The sequence below is a fragment of the Empedobacter sp. R132-2 genome (genome assembly GCF_030324375.1).
GTDB lineage: Bacteria > Bacteroidota > Bacteroidia > Flavobacteriales > Weeksellaceae > Empedobacter > Empedobacter falsenii_B.
Genome location: NZ_JACAGG010000010.1, coordinates 50,838 through 70,704 on the forward strand (window position 1 = coordinate 50,838; position 19,867 = coordinate 70,704).

Genomic DNA, 19,867 nt, shown 5'->3' on the forward strand with positions numbered 1-19,867 from the left:
TGTTTTTTAAAATTTATTTTCTTGTTTTATTGCTACTATTACTAGTTTTATTATTTCCAGAAGTTGATGTTTTTGAATTATTTGGTTTCAACTCTGGTCTTAAAGTCATTAATACTTCTCTACTTATGTCAAACTTTGGATCTGTATAAATCATGATTAAATCACTTCCTTTATCAAATACAAAACCATATCCTCTTTTATCTGCAACTTCTTTTGTCGCATTATAAATTTGATCTTGTAAAGGCTTTACCATTGATCTTCTCAGATTAACTAAATCACCATTTGGTCCATAACGTTTATCTTGCAAAATTCTTACAGCCGCTACTTCATCAGCTAGCTTTTTCTCTTGCTCTTTCACCTGTTCTGCCGTTAATAAAATCTTTTCGGCTTCGAATTCGGCTTGTAATTTAGCTAAATTTTCTTGTTTTTGCTCAATTTCTTTTTGCCAAGACTCTGTTTGAGATTTTAATTTGTTTTGAGACGATGTATATTCTGGTAAATTTTCTAAAATATACTGACTGTCTACATAACAAAATCTTTGCGCAAAAGAGAAACTTGCTAATCCAAAGAACAACGCTATAAAACTAATCCATTTTTTCATATTTGTGGTGTGTTAATTCTAAAATTATGCCAAAATGTTCTAAGCAAATTTATTCAATTTATTAGAATTGTTGTCCAATAATAAAGTGAGTTTGCCATCCTGAGCGTTCTGTTTGTCCAAATCCTTTATCAAATCCATATCCGAAATCGAATCCTAATAAACCAAATGCTGGCATGTAAATACGAACACCTGCCCCTGCAGAACGTTTTAATTCAAACGGTTTAAATTCACTTGTATTGTTCCAAACGTTACCTCCTTCCGCAAAAGTTAATGCATAAATTTTAGCTGTTTGGCTCATTGTGATTGGATAACGCAATTCTAATGAATATTTATTATAAATCGTACCACCTCCTTCTGGCGTAATATCTCCTGTTTGTCCACCAGAATTTGTTGCATCTTCGTAACCTCTTAATGAAATAATCTCACGTCCATCGAAACGATTTTGTGTAAGACCTGTTCCTCCTAAGTAAAAACGTTCGAAAGGAATTGTTCCAATTTTACGGTTATATGTTCCTAAAACTCCAAACTCTCCACCGGCTTTTAAAACTAATTTACCAGTTAATTCTTTGTAGAAATATGCTTTAGCTTTGAATTTATAATATTCTAACCATTTGAATTTTTCTACATCAGACATGTTTGTATAGTCTTTGTTATTAAAAGCTGAATAAGGAAATGTTGTCGTAAACGATAAACTAATTTCTGATCCTGATTGTGGGAAAATAGGGTCTGGTCCAGCAGAATTACGTGTTAAACCTAATGTGTAGTTTAAGTTGTTTGACGAACCATTTTCATATTGCATATTACCAACAGACATCGCATAATTATCGAAGTTATATAACTGATAAGAAATTGAGTTTGATAAACGGAAATAATCATCTGGCCAAGTTAATAACTTAGTTAACCCAACTGAAGCTCCTAAGATATCCAATTTCGCTTTTTCTCCATAATTATCACGGTAATCATATTGCGAATAATAAAAAGACGTTGATAAAGCTGTAGGGCGTTTTCCTCCAATCCAAGGTTCAACAAATGATAAACTATAATTTTTATATCCGTTACCAGCTTGTGCTCTTAATGATAATTGTTGTCCATCTCCCATTGGAATTGGTTTCCAAGCTTTTTTATTGAAAAAATTCTTTAATGAGAAATTCCCGAAAGTTAATCCTAATGTACCAATGAAAGTCCCTGCACCATATCCTCCTTGTAATTCTACTTGAGAAGATGATTTTGGCGCAACTTTCCACTCCACATCAACTGTATTATTATCTTGATTTGGTTGAATATCTGGAACTATTTGCGTTGGTTCTAAGTATCCCAAAGAAGCTAACTCCATCATCGTACGCTTAATGTCCGATTTAGAGAATAAATCTCCTGGTTTAGTTCTTAACTCACGGTATAAAATATGATCGTGTGCTTCTGTATTACCGTTAATCGTTACTTTATTAAGTGTAGCTTGTGTACCTTCGAAAACTTTAATTTCAAGATCGATTGTATCATTTTTTACACTTTTTTCTACAGGAATAGCACGAGCAAACAAATACCCTCTATCCATATATAACGTAGAAATATCATCGTCTTTTTCTGATCCAGAAATCTTTTTGTTGATACCTACTGCGTCATAACGATCTCCTGTTTTGTAACCAAAAATTCGCTGTAACTGTTCAGAAGTATAAATTGAGTTTCCAGAAAACGTTACATCTCCTAAGAAATATGGTTTTCCTTCGTTAACTTTAATCTTAACCAATAAGTTTTTATCATCAACTTTTTCGATATTGTATGACTCAACTTTAGCATCTCTAAAACCAACAGATTTGTATTCTTCAACCAATGTTTTTAAATCTTCCTGGAATTTTTCAGGAATCATTTTAGATGACTTGAAGATATTGATAGATTTCTGTTTGGTATTTTTCATCCCTTTTTTACGTAAACGAGCAGCAGTTAAGTTTTCATTTCCTTCGAAAATGATTTTCTTAATCTTTACACGCTCTCCACGATTCACATTTAATGTAATGTTTTCTTCGTCTTCTTTACCAACAATTGGCTGACGTTCTACATTAATTGTTGTGTTAGGATAACCTTTTCCAGTATAATAATCTTTGATTTTATTATTTGTCGTATTGATTAAACTTTGTGTAATCTTAACACCTGGATTTAATTTATTTTGTTTGATTAAATCTTCGCGTTGCGATTTTTTCACACCATTAATCTTAATTTCTCCTAAACTAGGAACTGAAACCAAGGCAAGTTCTAATGTAACTTCGTTACCTTCTATTTTATCTACATACAAGTCGATGTCAGAGAAAATATTAGATCTCCATAATTTTTTTACAGCATTATTTACCTTCGTACCTGGTAATTCTATCTCTTCACCGATAGCAAAACCTGCATAACGGATAATTTGATTCTTAGAATATTTAGAGTCACCTGTTACAACGATATCTTTCAATTTGAAAGTTCGTGCATTGTTATAATCTAAGACAAAATTATCTTGTTGTGTTGAATCAATGGTTTTCGTAGAATCTACGACTTGCGCTTGTGCCATGTAAGCTCCAAGCATACACATTGTCCAAAAAATTTTCTTCATAATCCTCTATTTCAGTTCGATTAGTTCGTTAGTTGCTCGCTTATCTTACCAAATCTACGTTCTCGATTTTGGTAATTTAAAATTGCTTTATAAAATTCTTCCTCGTTAAAATCAGGCCACAAAACCTCTGTAAAATATAATTCTGCGTAAGCAATTTGCCACAACAAGAAATTACTAATTCTGGTTTCGCCACTTGTTCTAATCATAAGATCTACCATAGGTAAATCGTGTGTATATAAGTTTTGATGAACTAATTCTTCATTAAAATCATTGTCGGATATTTCTCCGTCTTTATATTTTTGCGCAATAGATTTCATCGCGTGTAATAGTTCTTCTTTCGAACCATAACTTAATGCTAATGTCAAAACACAAGCTGTGTTGTCTTTCGTTTTTTCTATTGCTTGAGTCAAATCTTTGAATGCTTTTTTTGGTAATTTTGATAAATCTCCAATCACATTCAAGCGAACTCCATTTTTGTGTAATTCATTTATTTCGTCCTTAATTGCAGAACTTAATAAAGTCATTAAAACATTGACTTCTAATTTTGGACGGTTCCAATTTTCAGTAGAAAATGCGTAAAGTGTAAGATGTTTTATACCTAATTTTCGACAAGTTTCGATTGAAGATCGTACAGCTCCCAAAGCACTTTTGTGACCAAAAGTTCTTTCTTTACCGTTCTTCTTAGCCCATCTTCCATTACCATCCATAATGATTGCAACGTGATTAGGTATATTATTTTTATCTATTTGTTCTACTAAACTAATTTCCATTCTTTTTAATCACAATAACAAGCAGGTCGACCAAAACTGTACGTTAAGGAAATTCCTGTTAAAACATACCAATCTTTGTTTGATGTGTTTCCATATATACGTTTATCATATTCAGATTGAGACAAAGTACCTGTTTCTACAGCATCTACAAAATTTTGAGTAAATTTTCCAGTGTTATAATCTAAATAATCAACATTTGTATATCGAACACCTGTCTCAAAAGATAAAATCCAATTGTAATTGAATCTTACTTTATATCCAACTCCAAAAGGAATTGTTAAATCGGTATTATATTTTGTTTTTTCGATAATTACGTTGTTTGTTCCATCGTAATCATATTCTTTTCCTTTTGCAGAAAAAGCTCCAACTCCTACAAAAATATAAGGTGATTGCGCTTTTTCTTGATCATCATTGATGTTAAAGAAATTATACTCAAACATCAAAGATCCTTCTACAATATTATTTCGAAAATTTTTATTTCTTTTTAATTTATAATATTCTTTCGAACGATGATCACTTGCTCCAACTTTTGAATAAGATATATTTGCTCTAAAACCCATTTGTGGATTTATATTAAAACGATATAATCCTCCTATTGAAATTGGTAAATATATTTTACCTCCTGCTTCAGTTTTAGTAGGAAATGGATTGATATAACTGGCTTTACCAACATCTCCAATCACATTTGCTCCACCAGCAAAAATTCCGAGTTCATGTCTTTGCGCAAAAGTTAATTGCGAAAAACATAATATAAAAACAAACAAAAATAATCTCCTCATAAGTTGTGTTATTTTTTCGGCTTTTGCTTTTTATCTTCTTTTAAATTCGAACAAATATAAACAAAAGTCAATTCAACGTAACTGATTTAACAAAAATTAAGAAGTTTTATTGTAAATTTTAATTCCTTTTATCTGAACCCCAAAGCATTTTTTCTCTCAAAGTTGTGAAATAAGTCGCGTCAATAGCTTCAACGATTAAGATTTTGAAGTCAGCTTTTTGTATTGTCAATTCGACGTCAGTTGTTAAAGGAAAGTTACGAGAATCTAACGAAAGGAAATATTCATTAGCTCTACTGCGTATTTTTAAGTCAATTTTTTCGTTTTCTGACACAACTAATGGACGCACATTTAGATTATGTGGCGCAACAGGTGTAATGACAAAATTTTGATTAGACGGATGAACAATTGGTCCACCACAACTTAACGAATATCCTGTAGAACCTGTTGGCGTAGAAATAATCAAACCATCAGACCAAAAAGAATTTAAAAATTCATTGTTTAAATAAGCATCAACCGTAATCATACTCGTTGTTTCACGGCGAACTACAGTCACTTCGTTAATCGCAAAATTATTTTCAATTTCTACACCATCACTTCTTTTAACGGTTAATAAAGTTCGTGGAATAATGTTATAATCATCATTGAAAAAACTATCCATTTGCTCCAATAACACACTTTTATTAATTGTTGCTAAAAAGCCTAAACGTCCCGTATTTACACCAATAATTGGAATATTAGAATCCCTAACAATTGTAGTTGCTGATAAAATTGTTCCGTCTCCACCAAAACTGAATAAGAATTTAACCGATTTGTCTAAATCATCATGAGAAGTATAGGTTTCTACATTATCAGTATCAAAATCAGTTGTTTCTTTTAAGATTTGAAGAAAATTTTGCTCAACACAAAAAGCAATTTCGTTCTGAATTAAATAATTAATAAATGGTGGAATAATATCCGTTAAAGACGTACTTGTTTTTTGTCCAAAAAGTGCAACTTTTATCATTAGGTATTCATGTATTTTAACAATTGTGCATAACGACTTTGCAGAAGTTCTTGTTTTTCGTCGTTATAAAATTTTTGAATCACTTGATATCCATATCGCTCAAATGTTTCACCAATTGTTAACAAGTTTGATGAACTAAATTTCAGCAAAACATAAACGCTATCTTCTTTATTTCCAACAATCATCATTCCCAATATTTTTCCGTTATTCACTTCTATAATATTAGAAATCGCCGTCATCGACAAGTCTTTTTCCGCAATCGAAACTAACATCGAAACGCCTTGTGCAGCGACAAAAGGGAAATTTGCAAACGTGTTGATAATATCCGTTTCCGTAATAAAACCAACATAACGCGATTGTTCATTAATAATCGGTAAGATATTCGCCTGATTCGTATACATCATCTGAATTGCATCTAAAAGCGTACTCGATTCAGAAAGATAAAAACTCTCCAAATACGAAGTATAATCTACTTTTTCATCATCAATTGATAATTCAATCAAATCTTCTTCCGAGATATTTCCAATAAAATCCAACCCTTTAAACAAAGGTAAATGCGTCAATTTATTCTCTTGCACAACTTCTAAAAGCTGACTTGGAGAAGAATTAACTTTCCCTGGTTTTATCTCATTCGATAGATATTCGGTGATATACATGGCACAAATTTATATATTTTAATACATTAATTCTCTATTTTTAATGCTAATTCGGTTAAAATCATTGATTATTAATTGAAATTTAACCAATTTATTCTAAATTATTTAGTCAAAATATATTCCAAAATCTACTAATAATCAAAAAATAATGTGATTTACAATTTTTTAAAGCAAAACTCTTCCTCAAATTCAAAAAAGAATGGCTTAAATTTTGTAGATTTGCAGTACCAATTTTAGCATTGAATGAAGAACCCATTATTTTATGCCAAAATCTTACTTTTTGGCGAATATGGAATTATTGAGAACTCGAAAGGATTAACAATTCCTTATAATTTTTACCAAGGTGCATTAAAATTTGAGCCTTCTGAAATTGCAGAAGAGTCAAATGCTCACTTGAAAAATTATGCGAAATTTTTAGAAGAGAATTTTGCGGACACTTTTGATACAAAATCTTTTTCGGAAGATGTTGCAAACGGAATGTACTTCGATTCTAACATTCCTCAAGGATATGGTGTAGGTAGTTCTGGCGCTTTGGTTGCAGCTATTTATGACAAATATGCCTTGAATAAAATTGATATCAATCAAAATCTAAACAAAGAAAAAATTAGCAAATTAAAAGCTCTTTTCGGAAATTTAGAATCTCATTTTCATGGAAAAAGTTCTGGAATTGATCCTTTGATTTGTTATATGAATATTCCTTTGTTAATTCAATCAAAAGATGATATTTCGACAATTGGTTTACCTTCTGCAAACGTAGACGGAAAAGGAGCGGTTTTCTTAATCAATTCGGGTACACCAGGAGAAACGGCGCCAATGATTCATATTTTCTTCGAAAAAATGAAAAAAGAGGGTTTTCGTAAAACATTGAAAGAAGAATTTATTAAATACAACAACGCATGTATCGAAAACTTTGTGAAAGGTGAATACAATCCACTTTTTTCAAATCTTCAAAAATTGTCAGCTTGGGGTTATGAGCATTTCAGACCAATGATTCCTCAAAAACTGGTGAATGCATGGAAAACTGGAATTGATACAGATACGTATTACCTAAAACTTTGTGGATCTGGCGGAGGCGGTTATGTTCTTGGTTTTACACAAGATTATGACAAAGCGAAAAGCTACTTAAAAGACTTCCAGACCGAAGTTATTTACAAATTCTAAAAAATAATTTATAAAAATATAATCAATGAACGTTCAGAAAATAATCTTAAAAGTTTTTGCATTATTTTCTGTTGTTCGTGGCTATAATTTAATTGTGTTAATATTGGCACAATATCTTGCTGCACTTTTTATTTTTGCGCCAGAAGTTGGTCATCGTCAATTGTTGACAAATCCAAAGTTGGACGGGCTTATTCTTTGTTCGATACTTTGTGTGGCCGCGGGATATATCATCAATAATTTTTACGATTTAGAAAAAGACGAACTCAAACGTCCTTTACAAGTTTATCTTCAGAAACAAGTTTCGCAAGGTTTCAAACTAACTGTTTACATTGTTCTGAATGCTTTAGCATTGATTATTGCAGCTTTAATTTCGTGGAAGGTTTTCATTTTCTTTTTGATTTATCAATTTCTGGTTTGGTTTTATAGCCACAAAATCAATCGATTTGCATTGATCAAAAACTTTTATTTGGTTATTATTCGTGTCATGCCATTTTTCGCCTTATTGGTTTATTTTGATCATTTCACGTTCAATTTGGCTTTACATGCTACTTTTTTGAGTATTTTATTATTGATTACTGATATTGTAAAAGATTTGAGTTCTCAAAAAGCAGATTTGATTTATAATTATGATTCAATTCCAATCAAATATGGAATAGATTTTACAAAAGTTTTGATTTCATGTTTAATTATTACAGAATTAATCATTGGAATTATTATCATTATGAAAAATGATGTTGGTGCGATGAAATACTTTTTTATTGCTGCAAATATCGCTTTCACAGTGATTTTATTTATAATTTGGAGAATAAAATCGACACAAGCATATAAGATTTTACATTATTTTTTTAAGGGAATGATTGTTGCGGGTGTATTTAGTATCGTATTAATCGAAATAAATCCCTTAACTTTGCAAACTATTGCGCAAAATTTTAATCAGCGCATAAATTAATCAAATTCAGATGAATAACAGACGAAATCAATCCAACGACAGAAATTCCCAAGGCGGGAACAATCGTGGAAAAGGTGGAGCAAGAGGAAATTCTTCTTCTAAACCATCTTCAGGGAAAGGAAAACCAACTTTTGGTGGAAAACCATCAGAAGAAGGAAAGAAAAGTTTTGGACCAAAGAAACCGTTTAACAAACCAGGTGAAAAACCATTTGTTAAAAGACTGAAAAAAGCACCAGTTGATGACGGGACTATTCGTTTAAATAAATATGTAGCGAATGCAGGGATTGCATCCAGAAGAGAGGCCGACGAGTTGATCAAAACTGGAATCGTTACAGTGAATGGTCAAGTGATTACTGAAATGGGTTATAAAGTACAACCCGATGATGAAGTTCGTTTCGATGGTCGTAAAATCTCTTCAGAGAAAAATGTATATTTTGTGTTGAATAAACCAAAAGGTTTTATTTCAACATCAAATGATGAAAAAGGACGTAAAACTGTGATGGACTTAATGTCTACAGCAACTACAGCGAGAATTTTCCCAGTAGGACGCTTGGATAGACAAACAACAGGAGTTTTATTGTTTACAAATGATGGTTATTTAACTAAGAAATTAACACATCCAAGTCATGATATCAAAAAAATATATCACGTTACATTGGACAAAAAGTTAACAGCAAATGATTTGGCTGACATCAAAAAAGGTGTTCGTTTAATTCCTGAAGGAATTGCAGTTGTTGACGAAATTTCTTTTATCGAAGGTAGACCGAAAAATGAAGTTGGTGTAGAATTACACATTGGTTGGAACCGCGTTGTACGTCGTATTTTCGAAACAAAAGGATACGAAGTAGAAGCGTTAGACCGCGTTTCTTTTGCCGGACTTACAAAGAAAACTTTACAAAGAGGTGATTTTAGAAGATTAACAGAATTAGAAGTTAACTTCTTGAAAATGTTATAATACCTCAGCTATAAAATTTAAAAACCACTTCTTTCGAAGTGGTTTTTTTGTGTTTTAATCTTTAGAAACCTTATTATTATAGGCTTCCATCATTTTTCTATTCGCTTCTTTTACAAAATCGTCTTTCTCAATTTGTGTCATTTTTTGACCTTTTGATGGAATTTTAATCACTTCGTTTTTAGATGCTTCTTTTATATTAATTGCTCTAAAAGTCGTTTCGTAACTTTCGTCTTTCCTTGTTGTTACAGCTTTCAATTCTAAAATCAAACCTGACAACCCATTGAAAAATATTGGTCCGCCTTTTGGTTGTAAAGTTGGCGCAAACCAAACTTCTATCTTAGAATCTTTGTATTCAGTTGTTGCTTTTTTAACTTTAATACCCAAAATTTCTTTTGATTCTCGACTAATTGTCCAAGTGTATTTTGGCAAATTATCTATTATTAAAATATTTTTGTTTACATAATTTCCTTCAATTTTATATTGTAGAGTTTTATAATCTATGTAAATATTATTATCAATTGTACTCATCGACATAGATGATTGATTTTGACTATTATCAATTTTTACAACTTCACTGAAAAACGACTGATTTTCATCAAAAAGTAATTGATAATATTTTGGTGTAGAATTGTTTTTATCTAATGCTGCTTTATAAACAGGATCTTTTTCATCAAAAAAGATTTTATCATAGGTTTCATATTCTACTTTCCACAAATTTTGAGCAAAAAGAAATGGAGAAAAAATTGTTAGAAAGAATAGTAAAGCTTTTAATTTCATAGATGATTAATTATGAACTAAATATAATGATTATTTACAATAAAAAAGCGATTCAAAATTGAATCGCTTTTCTTGTATTGAAATTATTTCTTTTCAGAATTTTTTCCTTTGTTTTTCACATATTTCTCTAACCATTGATCTTGTTCCCACAACATGTGTAGAATATTTTCTCTGGCTGCATATCCATGAGATTCTTGTGGTAATAAAACCAAACGAGTTGTCGCTCCCAAACCTTTCAACGCGTTGAAATAACGCTCAGATTGCAATGGGAAAGTTCCTGTATTATTATCAGCTTCACCATGAATTAACAACAATGGTGTTTTCATTTTATCTGCATTTTGGAAAGGCGCCATTGTGTTGTAAACATCTGGAGCTTCCCAATAATTACGTTGTTCTGACTGGAATCCAAACGGCGTCAATGTACGGTTATACGCACCTGAACGCGCAATACCTGCCGCAAATAAATTAGAATGTGTTAATAAATTCGCTGTCATAAACGCACCATAAGAATGTCCACCAACCGCAACTCTTTCACGATCAATATAACCTAATTTATCTACCGCATCAATCGCTGCTTTTGCATTGGCAACCAATTGAGGAACGAAGGTATCATTTGGCTCTTCTTTTCCTTCTCCAATAATCGGGAAAGCCGCATCATCTAAAACCGCATATCCTCTCAATGCCCAATAAATAGGACCTCCGTAAGAAGGAGAAGTAAATTTATTTTCAGAAGTTGTTACCTGACCAGCCGTAGATGCATCTTTGAACTCGCGAGGATAAGCCCACATTAACATTGGTAACTTTTCCTTTTTCGTTTTATCATAATTTGGTGGCAAGTATAAAGTTCCTGATAATTCTACACCATCAGCTCGTTTGTACGTAATTAACTCTTTCGAAACTTTGTTCATTGCTTCAAAAGGATTTTTTGTAAACGTTACTTGTTTTGGCTTTCCTCCTTTCTGAAAAATATTACGAACATATAAATTTGGATAATCTGATTTCGATTGAATTTGTTCTAAAATGATCCCTTTCTTCGGATCGATAACACGAGCAATCGCTTCTAATTTATCTGATTTCTGCGCTCTCCATAAACGAGAAGTTTTTTGCGTTTTGATATCAAAATCATCAACAAAAGGTAAAATTCCTTCCGCAGAAACTCCTTCTCCAACTAACATCAATTTTCCTTTGTTAATCGCTAAAACATTGTAACCATAATCATTCATTTCAGTTACGAAATTTCCAGGATTATTGTAAGCATCTTGCGAATTTCTACTGAAAAAACGGATTGGTTCTTGAGTTGGATTTGACGGATTGAACAAATAACTACTTTCGTTACGCGTGTTATACCAAGCATCTCTCACAATCGCAACCTCATCATTCCCCCAAGTCACTCCTCTGTAACGATCTTTTACTTTTACCAACAACTCTTTGTTCGCAGTAAAAGGCGCGGCAACTTGATAAAGCGCATCGCGATATTCCGCAGGCTTATTTGCATCACCACCATCTAAAGCCTCAACCCAATACAATGTATTTGGTTTATCTGCTCTCCAATACAAATTTCTTTTTCCCATAATCGTCGAAGAAAATCCTTTCGGAACAACTTCTTGTAACTCTTTATGATCAACTTCTTTTACTAATTTTCCATTGATATCATACACAATATCAGTTGAAGGGAAACTATTGTAAGTTACTAAATATGAAAAAGGCTTTTTGATTTCGTTCACCAAAACATATTGCCCATCTGGAGAAGTCGAAATATCTGTGTACATCGCAGCATCTTTCCATTTCGATTTTGCTCCAGTTTCGATATTTACTTTTACTAATTCAGAAATTGCTAATTGCTCAAAGTTAAACTCATCATTTTTATTTTGTAATAAATCTTGATAGGTTCTGTTTTGCGCTTCTTTTCCGTCAGCAACAGAAACTGTAGGTCCAGTCGCAATTGCGTCTTTCGTATCAATCAAAGCTTTTTTAGAAGCTGGAATTACATTCACAATTAATTCTGTATCTGAAATCCAATTGAAAGGACGACCTAAGTTTGCGTTTAATTTATCTTCATAAACTTTTGTTGCAGCTTGCGTTTTTACGTCAACAATCCACAATTCTACACCTTTATTTGTTGTATTTGTAACGGCAAATTTCGATTGAGAAGTGTTCCAAGATTGATTAGAAAAACGACCTTTTGCAGGTAAACCAGCTATCGTTTTTTCCTTTGAAGTTTTCAGATCAAAATAAGTAATTTTCTCACTGAATGTTTCACGTGAATTAATATTTGTAACTGGATTAATTCGTAATCCTGCTAAACGTAATTCCGTTTCTGACAATTCATTAATCGTTTTATAACGACTTCTATAAGACAAAAATGCATTCTCCGCTTTACGATCTGTACTAATTGACGGCGGCATATCTGCATCTGCCAATTGTAAAATTTCTTGCGGAGGCAATTGATAAGTAACATTTTCTTGTGCTTTTACCGATGCACCAAAAGTCATCGCTATAAAAAGCAACGAATAAACAATTTTCTTCATGTGTTTTTAAGATTTTACTTTATAAAGATATTGAATCTTTGGTAAAATGACATGATAGAAGTTAGTTTTGACTAAAATGTATAAAAAAAGACGAAAAATATTCGTCTTTTGATTTTATCTTCTTTTACCAAATTTACCTCCTTTCGTATTTGTAGGTGGTTTACTTTTTCCTACTCTGGCTTGAGTTGTTGATTTTTTTACTGGCTTTTTAATTGATTTTCCTTTCGAATCTTTAAAATCTGGAGAAATTTCTTTTGTTTTTTTCGCTGATGATTTTTTTGATTTTGAAGCTGGTTTCTTTTCTTCGTGTTTTTCCGAATCTTTCGTCAAGCGATTGATTTCTGCTAATTCTTCTGCCGTTAAATCTCGATGTTGACCAATTCCTACATTCAACGTTAAATTCATAATCCGAACACGTTCTAATTTTTTTACACCATATCCAAAATATTCGCACATACGACGAATCTGTCTATTCAAACCTTGAATCAATGTAATTTTGAAAACATTTGTACTTATTTTTTCGATCTTACATTTCTTCGTAACCTGATTAAGAATCGGAACACCTTTCGACATTCGTTCGCAAAATTCATCCGTAATTGGTTTATCAACGGTTACAATGTATTCTTTTTCGTGATTATTTCCAGCACGTAAAATCTTATTCACAATATCACCATCGCTTGTCAATAAAATCAATCCTTGCGAATCTTTATCTAAACGACCAATCGGAAAAATTCGTTCTCCAAACGAAAGAAAATCGATAATATTATCTGGATCTGTAGGATCTGTTGTACACGTAACGCCCACAGGTTTATTCAGCATAATATAAACCGCATGCTCCTTTTCGCGCGGTTCTATTTCGACACCTTTTACAGTCACCACATCATTTGGTCCTACAAATTGCCCAATTTTAGCAACTCGTCCATTAATTTGTACCAAACGATTTTCGATGTATTGATCTGCTTCGCGACGCGAACAAAAACCACTATCGCTAATATATTTGTTTAAACGCAAAAAATTAGTTTCTTCCATACTTGCAAAGATAGTTTTTTATCGATTTGAAATATATTTTGACAAAATTCTTTATCATTCTGCAAAACGATGAAACTTATTTATCTTTACAAAACCAAAGATTTTGAGAAATGAAAAAAATATTTTTTTTGAAAACTTGCGATACGTGCAAACGTATTATGAAAGAGTTTGATTTTACAGGTTTTGATTTGCATGAAATAAAATCGACTGCGATAACAGCAGAAGAATTAGAAGAAATGAAGAATTTAGCTGGCAACTACGAAGCTCTATTTTCACGTCGTGCACAGAATTACAAAAAATTAGGATTGAAAGATCAACAGCTTTCTGAAGATGATATCAAAAATTATATTTTATCAGATTATACTTTCCTAAAACGTCCTGTCGTGGTAGATGGAGACAAAATTTTTATTGGGAATGAAAAGAAAAACTTAGAAGCACTTGGGCAATATTTGAAATAGAAATCACACATGAAAAAAACAATTTTATTGACTACACTTTTAATGAGCGCGAGTTTAATTGCTCAGAAAAAGAATGTCACAATGGAAGATGCTGTACTTGGATTATCGACGAATTTACGTATCGAAAATCTAAATCAAGTTCAATGGATTCCGAATCAAAATGCGTACACGCAAAATGTAAAAACATCATACGGAGAAGCTTTAATCAAGAAAGAAGTTCCATCTCTTAAAACTGATACAATTTTTAGAAGTTCTCAATTTGAGAATAAAAGAATTCCTTCTTTGAATTGGATCAATGATAAGCAAGCTTATTTTTCTACAAAAACAGGTTACAAAACAATTACAACTGCTGGTCAACAAAACGATTGGTTGAAATTACCTGACAATGCAGAAAATATAGAATTTGACGCGACGAATAATCAAGTTGGATATGTAATTGACAACAATTTATTTTTTGTTGATAAAGCTGGAAAAACACATCAAATTACCAAAGACGGAAAATATGAAATAGTGAATGGAAAATCGGTTCATCAAAATGAGTTCGGGATTCACAAAGGAATTTTCATCTCTCCAAAAGGGAATTTAGTTGCATTTTATAGAATGGATCAAACAGCGGTTACAGATTATCCAATTATCGATTGGTCGGTACAACCTGCAGTGAACAAAAATATCAAATATCCGTTTGCTGGAACAAAAAATCATACGGTTACGTTAGGTGTTTATAATCCAACCACTCAAAAAACGACTTTCTTAGAAACTCACCCAGAAGTAGATCATTATTTAACTTCGGTTACGTGGTCGCCAGACGAAAAACATATTTATATTGCTTTACTTTCTCGTAATCAAAAGCACATGGAATTGAATCAATATGATGCAGTTTCAGGGAAATTGATTAAAACATTATTCAAAGAAGATGATACAAAATATGTAGAACCTCAAAATGAATTACATTTTATTCCAGGAAAAAATAACGAGTTTGTTTGGTGGTCGCAACGCGATGGTTTTATGCATTTGTACCGATTCAATACGGAAGGAAAATTATTGAACCAAATCACAAAAGGAGATTGGATTGTAACGGATCTTGTTGGAGAAAATGCGAAGAAAAAAGAATTCTTAATCATGACAACAAAAGATTCTCCGAAAGATCGTCATTTATATGCGGTGAATTGGGAGAATGGAAAATTGCGTAAAATAACAACTGATGCTGGAACGCACAATGTTTCGGTTTCAACGAACGGAGAATATGCAATTGATAATTGGAGTAATGATAACACGCCTCGTAAAATTGATGTATTGGATGCAAACGGAAAATTCAAACAAAATATCTTAACTGCTCAAAATCCTTTGGCAAATTACAATACAGCGAAAGTTGAAAATGTAACGTTAAAAGCAGATGATGGAACAGATTTGTATGGAAAATTAATCTATCCAACAAACTTTGATTCTTCGAAAAAATATCCCGTTATCGTTTATTTATACAATGGTCCTCACGCGCAATTAATCACAAATCGTTTTCCTGCAACAGGAAATCTTTGGTACGATCATTTAGCGGAAAAAGGTTATGTTGTATTTACAATGGACGGACGCGGATCGGCGAATAGAGGTCTTAAATTTGAACAAGCGATTCACGGAAATGTAGCAACTACAGAAATGAATGACCAAATGAAAGGTGTTGATTTCTTGAAAACTTTGCCTTTCGTAGATGCGGAACGCATGGGAATTCATGGTTGGTCTTATGGTGGATTTATGACTACTTCTTTTATGTTACGTAAGCCTGATGTTTTCAAAGTTGGTGTTGCTGGTGGACCAGTTTTAGATTGGACACAATACGAAATTATGTACACAGAACGTTACATGGAATCGCCACAAGATAATCCTGAAGGTTTCAAAAACACGAATTTAATTAACCGTGTAAAAGACTTAAAAGGTAAATTATTGATGATTCACGGAGCGCAAGATAATGTGGTTGTTTGGCAACATTCGATTGATTTTATTCGCGAAGCAGTGAAAAATGGTATGCAAATGGATTATTTTGTTTATCCTGGACATGAGCATAATGTTCGTGGAAAAGATCGCGTTCATTTGATGCAAAAAATTACAGATTACTTCGATTTATATCTTAAACCAGAAGGTACATCTCAAAAATAATAGTCAACAAAAAACCACTTCTTATGAAGTGGTTTTTTATATTTTATGATGTGATGCTAAAACGGGTTCAGTATGAAAATTTAGAACAAATTTACTTCTTTGTAAACTCAAACTTTTGTCCAGCTTCTTCTACAGAAAATGTCTTTTTATCTTTTGCAAAAGTCAACTCCAAACCGCCTTGTTCATTCACAAATTTACTATCACCTTGATAATCTAATGGAATAGTTTGTCCACCAAAAACTAATTTCAATTTATCGTTTTCAGCTTTCAACACAAATTCTGAATTAATTTGTTTATTCGTAAATGTACCTTCGTATTCTTTTGGATTAACCTTTTCAACAGGTTTTGCATCCGCCATATTGAATGTATTATTCTTCAAATCAATATCTGGTAAAGCTCCATTTGGATCCAATTTAATCATCGAAACTTCTTTTGTTGAAGGCACTTTGAATGTCCATTCTGTATTACGTTTCCAAACTTCAATCGGTAATTTAACTTCTTGAGAAGTCCCATCTTTAAAGTTCACTTGAACAGTAGTTGGCATTGGTAATTGTCCAAAATTTTCAACTTTCAAAATCAAGCCTTTTTTGTAATCTCCATCTACATATTTTGCACTGTTAATTCCTTGATCAATTGTCCATTTATTCAAAAACCAACCTCTCCAAAACCAAGATAATTCTTCTCCTGAAACATTTTCCATCGTGCGGAAAAAATCTTCTGGCGTTGGATGTTTATATGCCCAATATTTGATGTATTGGCGCAATGCTTTATCGAATTTTTCTTCACCCAAAATTGTTTCACGCAAAACTTTCATTCCTGCACCTGGCTTATAATACAACAATGCACCGATATTTCTTTCGCGCATATTATCTGGTTGAGTCGTTACAGGCTCAAGATTATCGCTGAATAAATAACCCGCCATTCGTTGTGCAGATTGCTTTTTGTAATATTCGCCATTGTTGAAATTCTTCGTCGAAATATCATTGATAAACGTATTAAAACCTTCGTCCATCCAACCATGAACACGCTCATTAGAACCAACAATCATCGGGAACCAAATATGTCCAAATTCGTGATCTGTAACACCCCAAAGTCCTTCACCTTTCGAAGTCATATGACAAAAAACAATCCCAGGATATTCCATTCCACCCTCATTTCCTGCCACATTTGTCGCCGCTGGATAAGGATACTCTAACCATTGTTTCGAGTAATGCTCAATAGAAGCTTTTGTATATTCTGTCGATCTTCCCCAAGCATCATTACCGTCACTTTCTACTGGATAAGCCGAAATTGCCAACGATTTTTGACCACTTGGAAGATTAATTTTTGCTGCATCTAAGATGAACGAAGATGATGAAGCCCAAGCAAAATCACGTGTATTCTGAATTTTAAATTTCCACGTTTTTGTTCCTTTTGCAACTTTTGTCGCTTTGTTTACCTCATCAGCAGAACGAATAATAACGGTTTTATCACTCGCTTTTGCTTTGTTCCAACGATTCACTTCTTCTTTCGAGTAGACTTCGTTTTCATTCAATAATTCTCCTGAACCAACCACATAATGCGTAGACGGAACTGTAATATTTGCTGTTACATCTCCATATTCCAGATAAAATTCTCCTGGTCCTAAGTATGGTAATGTATTCCATCCCATGATGTCATCGTAAACCGCCATGCGAGGAAACCATTGCGCCATCGTAAAAATCTTTCCATTTTTAGTTGGTTCTACACCCATTCTATCGGCTCCATAATCTGGTGAAACAAATGAATATTCGATTTTTATTTTTGTTTTTCCTCCACGAGCTTTCAAATGATTAATCAAATCAATTTGCATGCGTGTATCCGAAACAGTGTATTTCGCTTCTTTTCCGTCTATTTGAACAGATTTAATTTTATAACCTCCTTCAAATTCAGAAGTTGAATCACCATAACGGCTTCCAGAAATCGGTAATAAAGCACTTCCTCGAGATTCTTTTTTGAATAAATTTTGATCCAATTGTAACCACAAAAAGTCTAAATCATCAAAACTATTGTTGGTATATGTAATTTCAGATGTTCCCGAAATTTCATTTTTTTCTTCATTCAAACTAACATTCAGATTATAATCTGCACGATTTTGCCAATAATTATGACCTGGTTTTCCACTCGCCGAACGAGTTTCTGTTGCATTATTCTGATAAAAAAATGGTTTGAAAGCTTCTTGATAATCGTATTTTGGTTTTTCTTGTTGACCAAAAACCGAAATCGAGAATAAACTTATTCCTAAAAGTAAGGGTTTGAAATAATTTTTCTTCATGTGTGAAATTTTACAGTAATTATAAAATTACCTCATATTTTTCAATACGAGGTAATTTCAACTTTATAATTATTCTAAAATTTTAGTTTGAAGCTTTTTAAATTCTTCTGGTGTTAATTTTTAGGTTGATTATAAGGTAAAGCAAGTAATAAATTTCAGTTTTTTCATTCTAATATTTTGATTAGATGAAATTAACATATTTGTACGCAATAAAAAAACTCATCCAAAAAAGATGAGTTTTCTATATTTTATTAATTTTTCTGAAAATTATTTCTTGTTTGCATAAAGAACTGGATTCAAATCCTCGTCATTATACATTTTCATTTGTTTATACACTTTCATGTATTTTTTACCTGCTTCAAAATCAGCCAACAATTCTTCAATCGCTGTTGATAAATCTTGATGTTGTTGATTCAAAACATCTAATTTCACTTGACAAGCTGCTTTATGCTCCGGTGTTGCATCCTCACGTTCTACCTCTTGTTTCATGTGATAAACCTTAAGCGATAAAATAGAAAAACGGTCTACAGCCCACGCAGGAGATTCTGTATTGTAAGTTGCATCTGCTTTTACTTCTACATTCGCATATTGTTGTAAAAACCAGCTATCCACATATTCTACCATATCTGTACGTTCTTGGTTTGATTTATCAATCCAACGTTTTAAGCTTAATGCTTCTACTGGATCAATTTGTGGATCACGAATAATATCTTCTAAATGCCATTGAACTGTATCAATCCAATTTTTTTTGTACAATAAATGAGCGATTAAATCTTCTTCGCTATATGGATTTTCGATTTGACGATTTACATCATCATATTTGTGATAATCATTGATACTTTGATTAAAAATAGACCAAGCTTTATCTGTGAATTTCATGTTTTGTTTTAGTTTATAAAATAAAAGCATTGTAATTGTATACGCAACTACAATGCTCTATTATCTAATTAAAAATATATTTTAATTTTCTTTTTTGTCAGAAGTACTTTCAGTAGCTTCTGATTTGTTATCATCTTTTGTTGCTTTCTTGAATTCGTTTAATCCAGAACCTAATCCTTTCATTAATTCAGGAATTTTCTTTCCTCCGAATAATAATAACACAACAAGTACGATTACGATCCATTCTTTACCTCCTAATCCCATACTGAATTGATTTTAATGCAAATATATAATTAA

Annotated in this window: 17 protein-coding genes; 5 read left to right on the top strand and 12 right to left on the bottom strand. The window is 32.2% G+C overall.

The genetic code is table 11. The annotated features are described in order from the left end of the window. Window positions 1–13: 13 nt before the first annotated feature. The 6 genes from HXZ69_RS06940 to HXZ69_RS06965 form a co-directional block, all read right to left on the bottom strand. Window positions 14–601, bottom strand: a complete 588-nt coding sequence (locus HXZ69_RS06940; RefSeq protein WP_286495463.1) for an OmpH/Skp family outer membrane protein — start codon at window positions 599–601, stop codon at window positions 14–16. A gap of 61 nt (window positions 602–662) precedes the next feature. Continuing rightward, window positions 663–3,185 carry an outer membrane protein assembly factor BamA gene (gene bamA, locus HXZ69_RS06945; RefSeq protein WP_286495464.1) on the bottom strand — a complete coding sequence of 841 codons (2,523 nt, stop codon included), beginning with the start codon at window positions 3,183–3,185 and terminating at the stop codon, window positions 663–665. Window positions 3,186–3,205: 20 nt separating this feature from the next. Further along, complete coding sequence (uppS, locus tag HXZ69_RS06950; protein WP_221854130.1) at window positions 3,206–3,949, bottom strand: undecaprenyl pyrophosphate synthase; 744 nt, start codon at window positions 3,947–3,949, stop codon at window positions 3,206–3,208. Window positions 3,950–3,960: 11 nt separating this feature from the next. Then, window positions 3,961–4,734, bottom strand: coding sequence for a type IX secretion system protein PorG (gene porG / locus HXZ69_RS06955; RefSeq protein WP_221854116.1), 774 nt, complete (start codon window positions 4,732–4,734; stop codon window positions 3,961–3,963). A gap of 118 nt (window positions 4,735–4,852) precedes the next feature. Then, window positions 4,853–5,737, bottom strand: coding sequence for an NAD kinase (locus HXZ69_RS06960; protein WP_280049239.1), 885 nt, complete (start codon window positions 5,735–5,737; stop codon window positions 4,853–4,855). Beyond that, window positions 5,737–6,393 carry a CBS domain-containing protein gene (locus HXZ69_RS06965; RefSeq protein WP_286495466.1) on the bottom strand — a complete coding sequence of 219 codons (657 nt, stop codon included), beginning with the start codon at window positions 6,391–6,393 and terminating at the stop codon, window positions 5,737–5,739. The genes HXZ69_RS06960 and HXZ69_RS06965 overlap by 1 nt, the downstream gene beginning before the upstream one ends. Before the next feature lie 243 nt (window positions 6,394–6,636). On the opposite strand from HXZ69_RS06965, the gene HXZ69_RS06970 reads away from it, so the two are divergent. From HXZ69_RS06970 to HXZ69_RS06980, 3 genes are read left to right on the top strand one after another with little or no spacing between them, the layout of a single operon-like run. Continuing rightward, complete coding sequence (locus HXZ69_RS06970; protein ID WP_280049240.1) at window positions 6,637–7,554, top strand: mevalonate kinase family protein; 918 nt, start codon at window positions 6,637–6,639, stop codon at window positions 7,552–7,554. Between the two features lie 25 nt (window positions 7,555–7,579). Next, window positions 7,580–8,503, top strand: a complete 924-nt coding sequence (locus HXZ69_RS06975) for a UbiA family prenyltransferase (RefSeq protein ID WP_114998383.1) — start codon at window positions 7,580–7,582, stop codon at window positions 8,501–8,503. Between the two features lie 10 nt (window positions 8,504–8,513). Continuing rightward, entirely contained in the window at window positions 8,514–9,458 is a 945-nt protein-coding gene (locus HXZ69_RS06980) for a pseudouridine synthase (protein WP_038334708.1), read from the top strand. Between the two features lie 54 nt (window positions 9,459–9,512). Here the strand turns inward: HXZ69_RS06980 and HXZ69_RS06985 are convergent, their stop codons facing one another. From HXZ69_RS06985 to rluF, 3 genes are all read right to left on the bottom strand, one after another. Next, the gene (locus tag HXZ69_RS06985) at window positions 9,513–10,235 is read right to left on the bottom strand and encodes a GLPGLI family protein (protein WP_125349206.1); all 723 of its coding nucleotides are present in this window, start codon (window positions 10,233–10,235) and stop codon (window positions 9,513–9,515) included. 83 nt (window positions 10,236–10,318) lie between these two features. Then, a complete protein-coding gene (locus HXZ69_RS06990) occupies window positions 10,319–12,763 on the bottom strand; it encodes an alpha/beta hydrolase family protein (protein WP_286495467.1) in 2,445 nt (814 codons plus the stop codon). Between the two features lie 114 nt (window positions 12,764–12,877). Then, entirely contained in the window at window positions 12,878–13,792 is a 915-nt protein-coding gene (gene rluF, locus HXZ69_RS06995) for a 23S rRNA pseudouridine(2604) synthase RluF (RefSeq protein WP_038334704.1), read from the bottom strand. A gap of 110 nt (window positions 13,793–13,902) precedes the next feature. On the opposite strand from rluF, the gene HXZ69_RS07000 reads away from it, so the two are divergent. After that, window positions 13,903–14,250, top strand: coding sequence for an arsenate reductase family protein (locus HXZ69_RS07000; RefSeq protein WP_038334703.1), 348 nt, complete (start codon window positions 13,903–13,905; stop codon window positions 14,248–14,250). Window positions 14,251–14,259: 9 nt separating this feature from the next. Then, the gene (locus HXZ69_RS07005; RefSeq protein ID WP_286495468.1) at window positions 14,260–16,398 is read left to right on the top strand and encodes a S9 family peptidase; all 2,139 of its coding nucleotides are present in this window, start codon (window positions 14,260–14,262) and stop codon (window positions 16,396–16,398) included. Window positions 16,399–16,489: 91 nt separating this feature from the next. Here the strand turns inward: HXZ69_RS07005 and HXZ69_RS07010 are convergent, their stop codons facing one another. The 3 genes from HXZ69_RS07010 to tatA all read right to left on the bottom strand — a co-directional run bounded on the left by HXZ69_RS07010 (window position 16,490) and on the right by tatA (window position 19,834). Next, window positions 16,490–18,691 (bottom strand): M1 family metallopeptidase, encoded by a 2,202-nt coding sequence (locus HXZ69_RS07010; RefSeq protein WP_221854110.1) that lies wholly within the window; start codon window positions 18,689–18,691, stop codon window positions 16,490–16,492. Window positions 18,692–18,958: 267 nt separating this feature from the next. Further along, the gene (locus HXZ69_RS07015; protein WP_114998393.1) at window positions 18,959–19,570 is read right to left on the bottom strand and encodes a DUF4254 domain-containing protein; all 612 of its coding nucleotides are present in this window, start codon (window positions 19,568–19,570) and stop codon (window positions 18,959–18,961) included. An 81-nt stretch (window positions 19,571–19,651) separates the two neighbouring features. Further along, window positions 19,652–19,834: a twin-arginine translocase TatA/TatE family subunit gene (gene tatA / locus HXZ69_RS07020; RefSeq protein ID WP_038336575.1), complete on the bottom strand. Its 183-nt coding sequence runs from the start codon at window positions 19,832–19,834 to the stop codon at window positions 19,652–19,654. Between the last annotated feature and the right edge of the window lie 33 nt (window positions 19,835–19,867).

Coding starts and splice junctions, on each gene's coding strand:
- HXZ69_RS06940 (WP_286495463.1), bottom strand. CDS start 601: ATGAAAAAATGGATTAGTTTTATAGCGTTGTTCTTTGGATTAGCAAGT.
- bamA (WP_286495464.1), bottom strand. CDS start 3,185: ATGAAGAAAATTTTTTGGACAATGTGTATGCTTGGAGCTTACATGGCA.
- porG (WP_221854116.1), bottom strand. CDS start 4,734: ATGAGGAGATTATTTTTGTTTGTTTTTATATTATGTTTTTCGCAATTA.
- HXZ69_RS06960 (WP_280049239.1), bottom strand. CDS start 5,737: ATGATAAAAGTTGCACTTTTTGGACAAAAAACAAGTACGTCTTTAACG.
- HXZ69_RS06965 (WP_286495466.1), bottom strand. CDS start 6,393: ATGTATATCACCGAATATCTATCGAATGAGATAAAACCAGGGAAAGTT.
- HXZ69_RS06970 (WP_280049240.1), top strand. CDS start 6,637: ATGAAGAACCCATTATTTTATGCCAAAATCTTACTTTTTGGCGAATAT.
- HXZ69_RS06975 (WP_114998383.1), top strand. CDS start 7,580: ATGAACGTTCAGAAAATAATCTTAAAAGTTTTTGCATTATTTTCTGTT.
- HXZ69_RS06980 (WP_038334708.1), top strand. CDS start 8,514: ATGAATAACAGACGAAATCAATCCAACGACAGAAATTCCCAAGGCGGG.
- HXZ69_RS06985 (WP_125349206.1), bottom strand. CDS start 10,235: ATGAAATTAAAAGCTTTACTATTCTTTCTAACAATTTTTTCTCCATTT.
- HXZ69_RS06990 (WP_286495467.1), bottom strand. CDS start 12,763: ATGAAGAAAATTGTTTATTCGTTGCTTTTTATAGCGATGACTTTTGGT.
- rluF (WP_038334704.1), bottom strand. CDS start 13,792: ATGGAAGAAACTAATTTTTTGCGTTTAAACAAATATATTAGCGATAGT.
- HXZ69_RS07000 (WP_038334703.1), top strand. CDS start 13,903: ATGAAAAAAATATTTTTTTTGAAAACTTGCGATACGTGCAAACGTATT.
- HXZ69_RS07005 (WP_286495468.1), top strand. CDS start 14,260: ATGAAAAAAACAATTTTATTGACTACACTTTTAATGAGCGCGAGTTTA.
- HXZ69_RS07010 (WP_221854110.1), bottom strand. CDS start 18,691: ATGAAGAAAAATTATTTCAAACCCTTACTTTTAGGAATAAGTTTATTC.
- HXZ69_RS07015 (WP_114998393.1), bottom strand. CDS start 19,570: ATGAAATTCACAGATAAAGCTTGGTCTATTTTTAATCAAAGTATCAAT.
- tatA (WP_038336575.1), bottom strand. CDS start 19,834: ATGGGATTAGGAGGTAAAGAATGGATCGTAATCGTACTTGTTGTGTTA.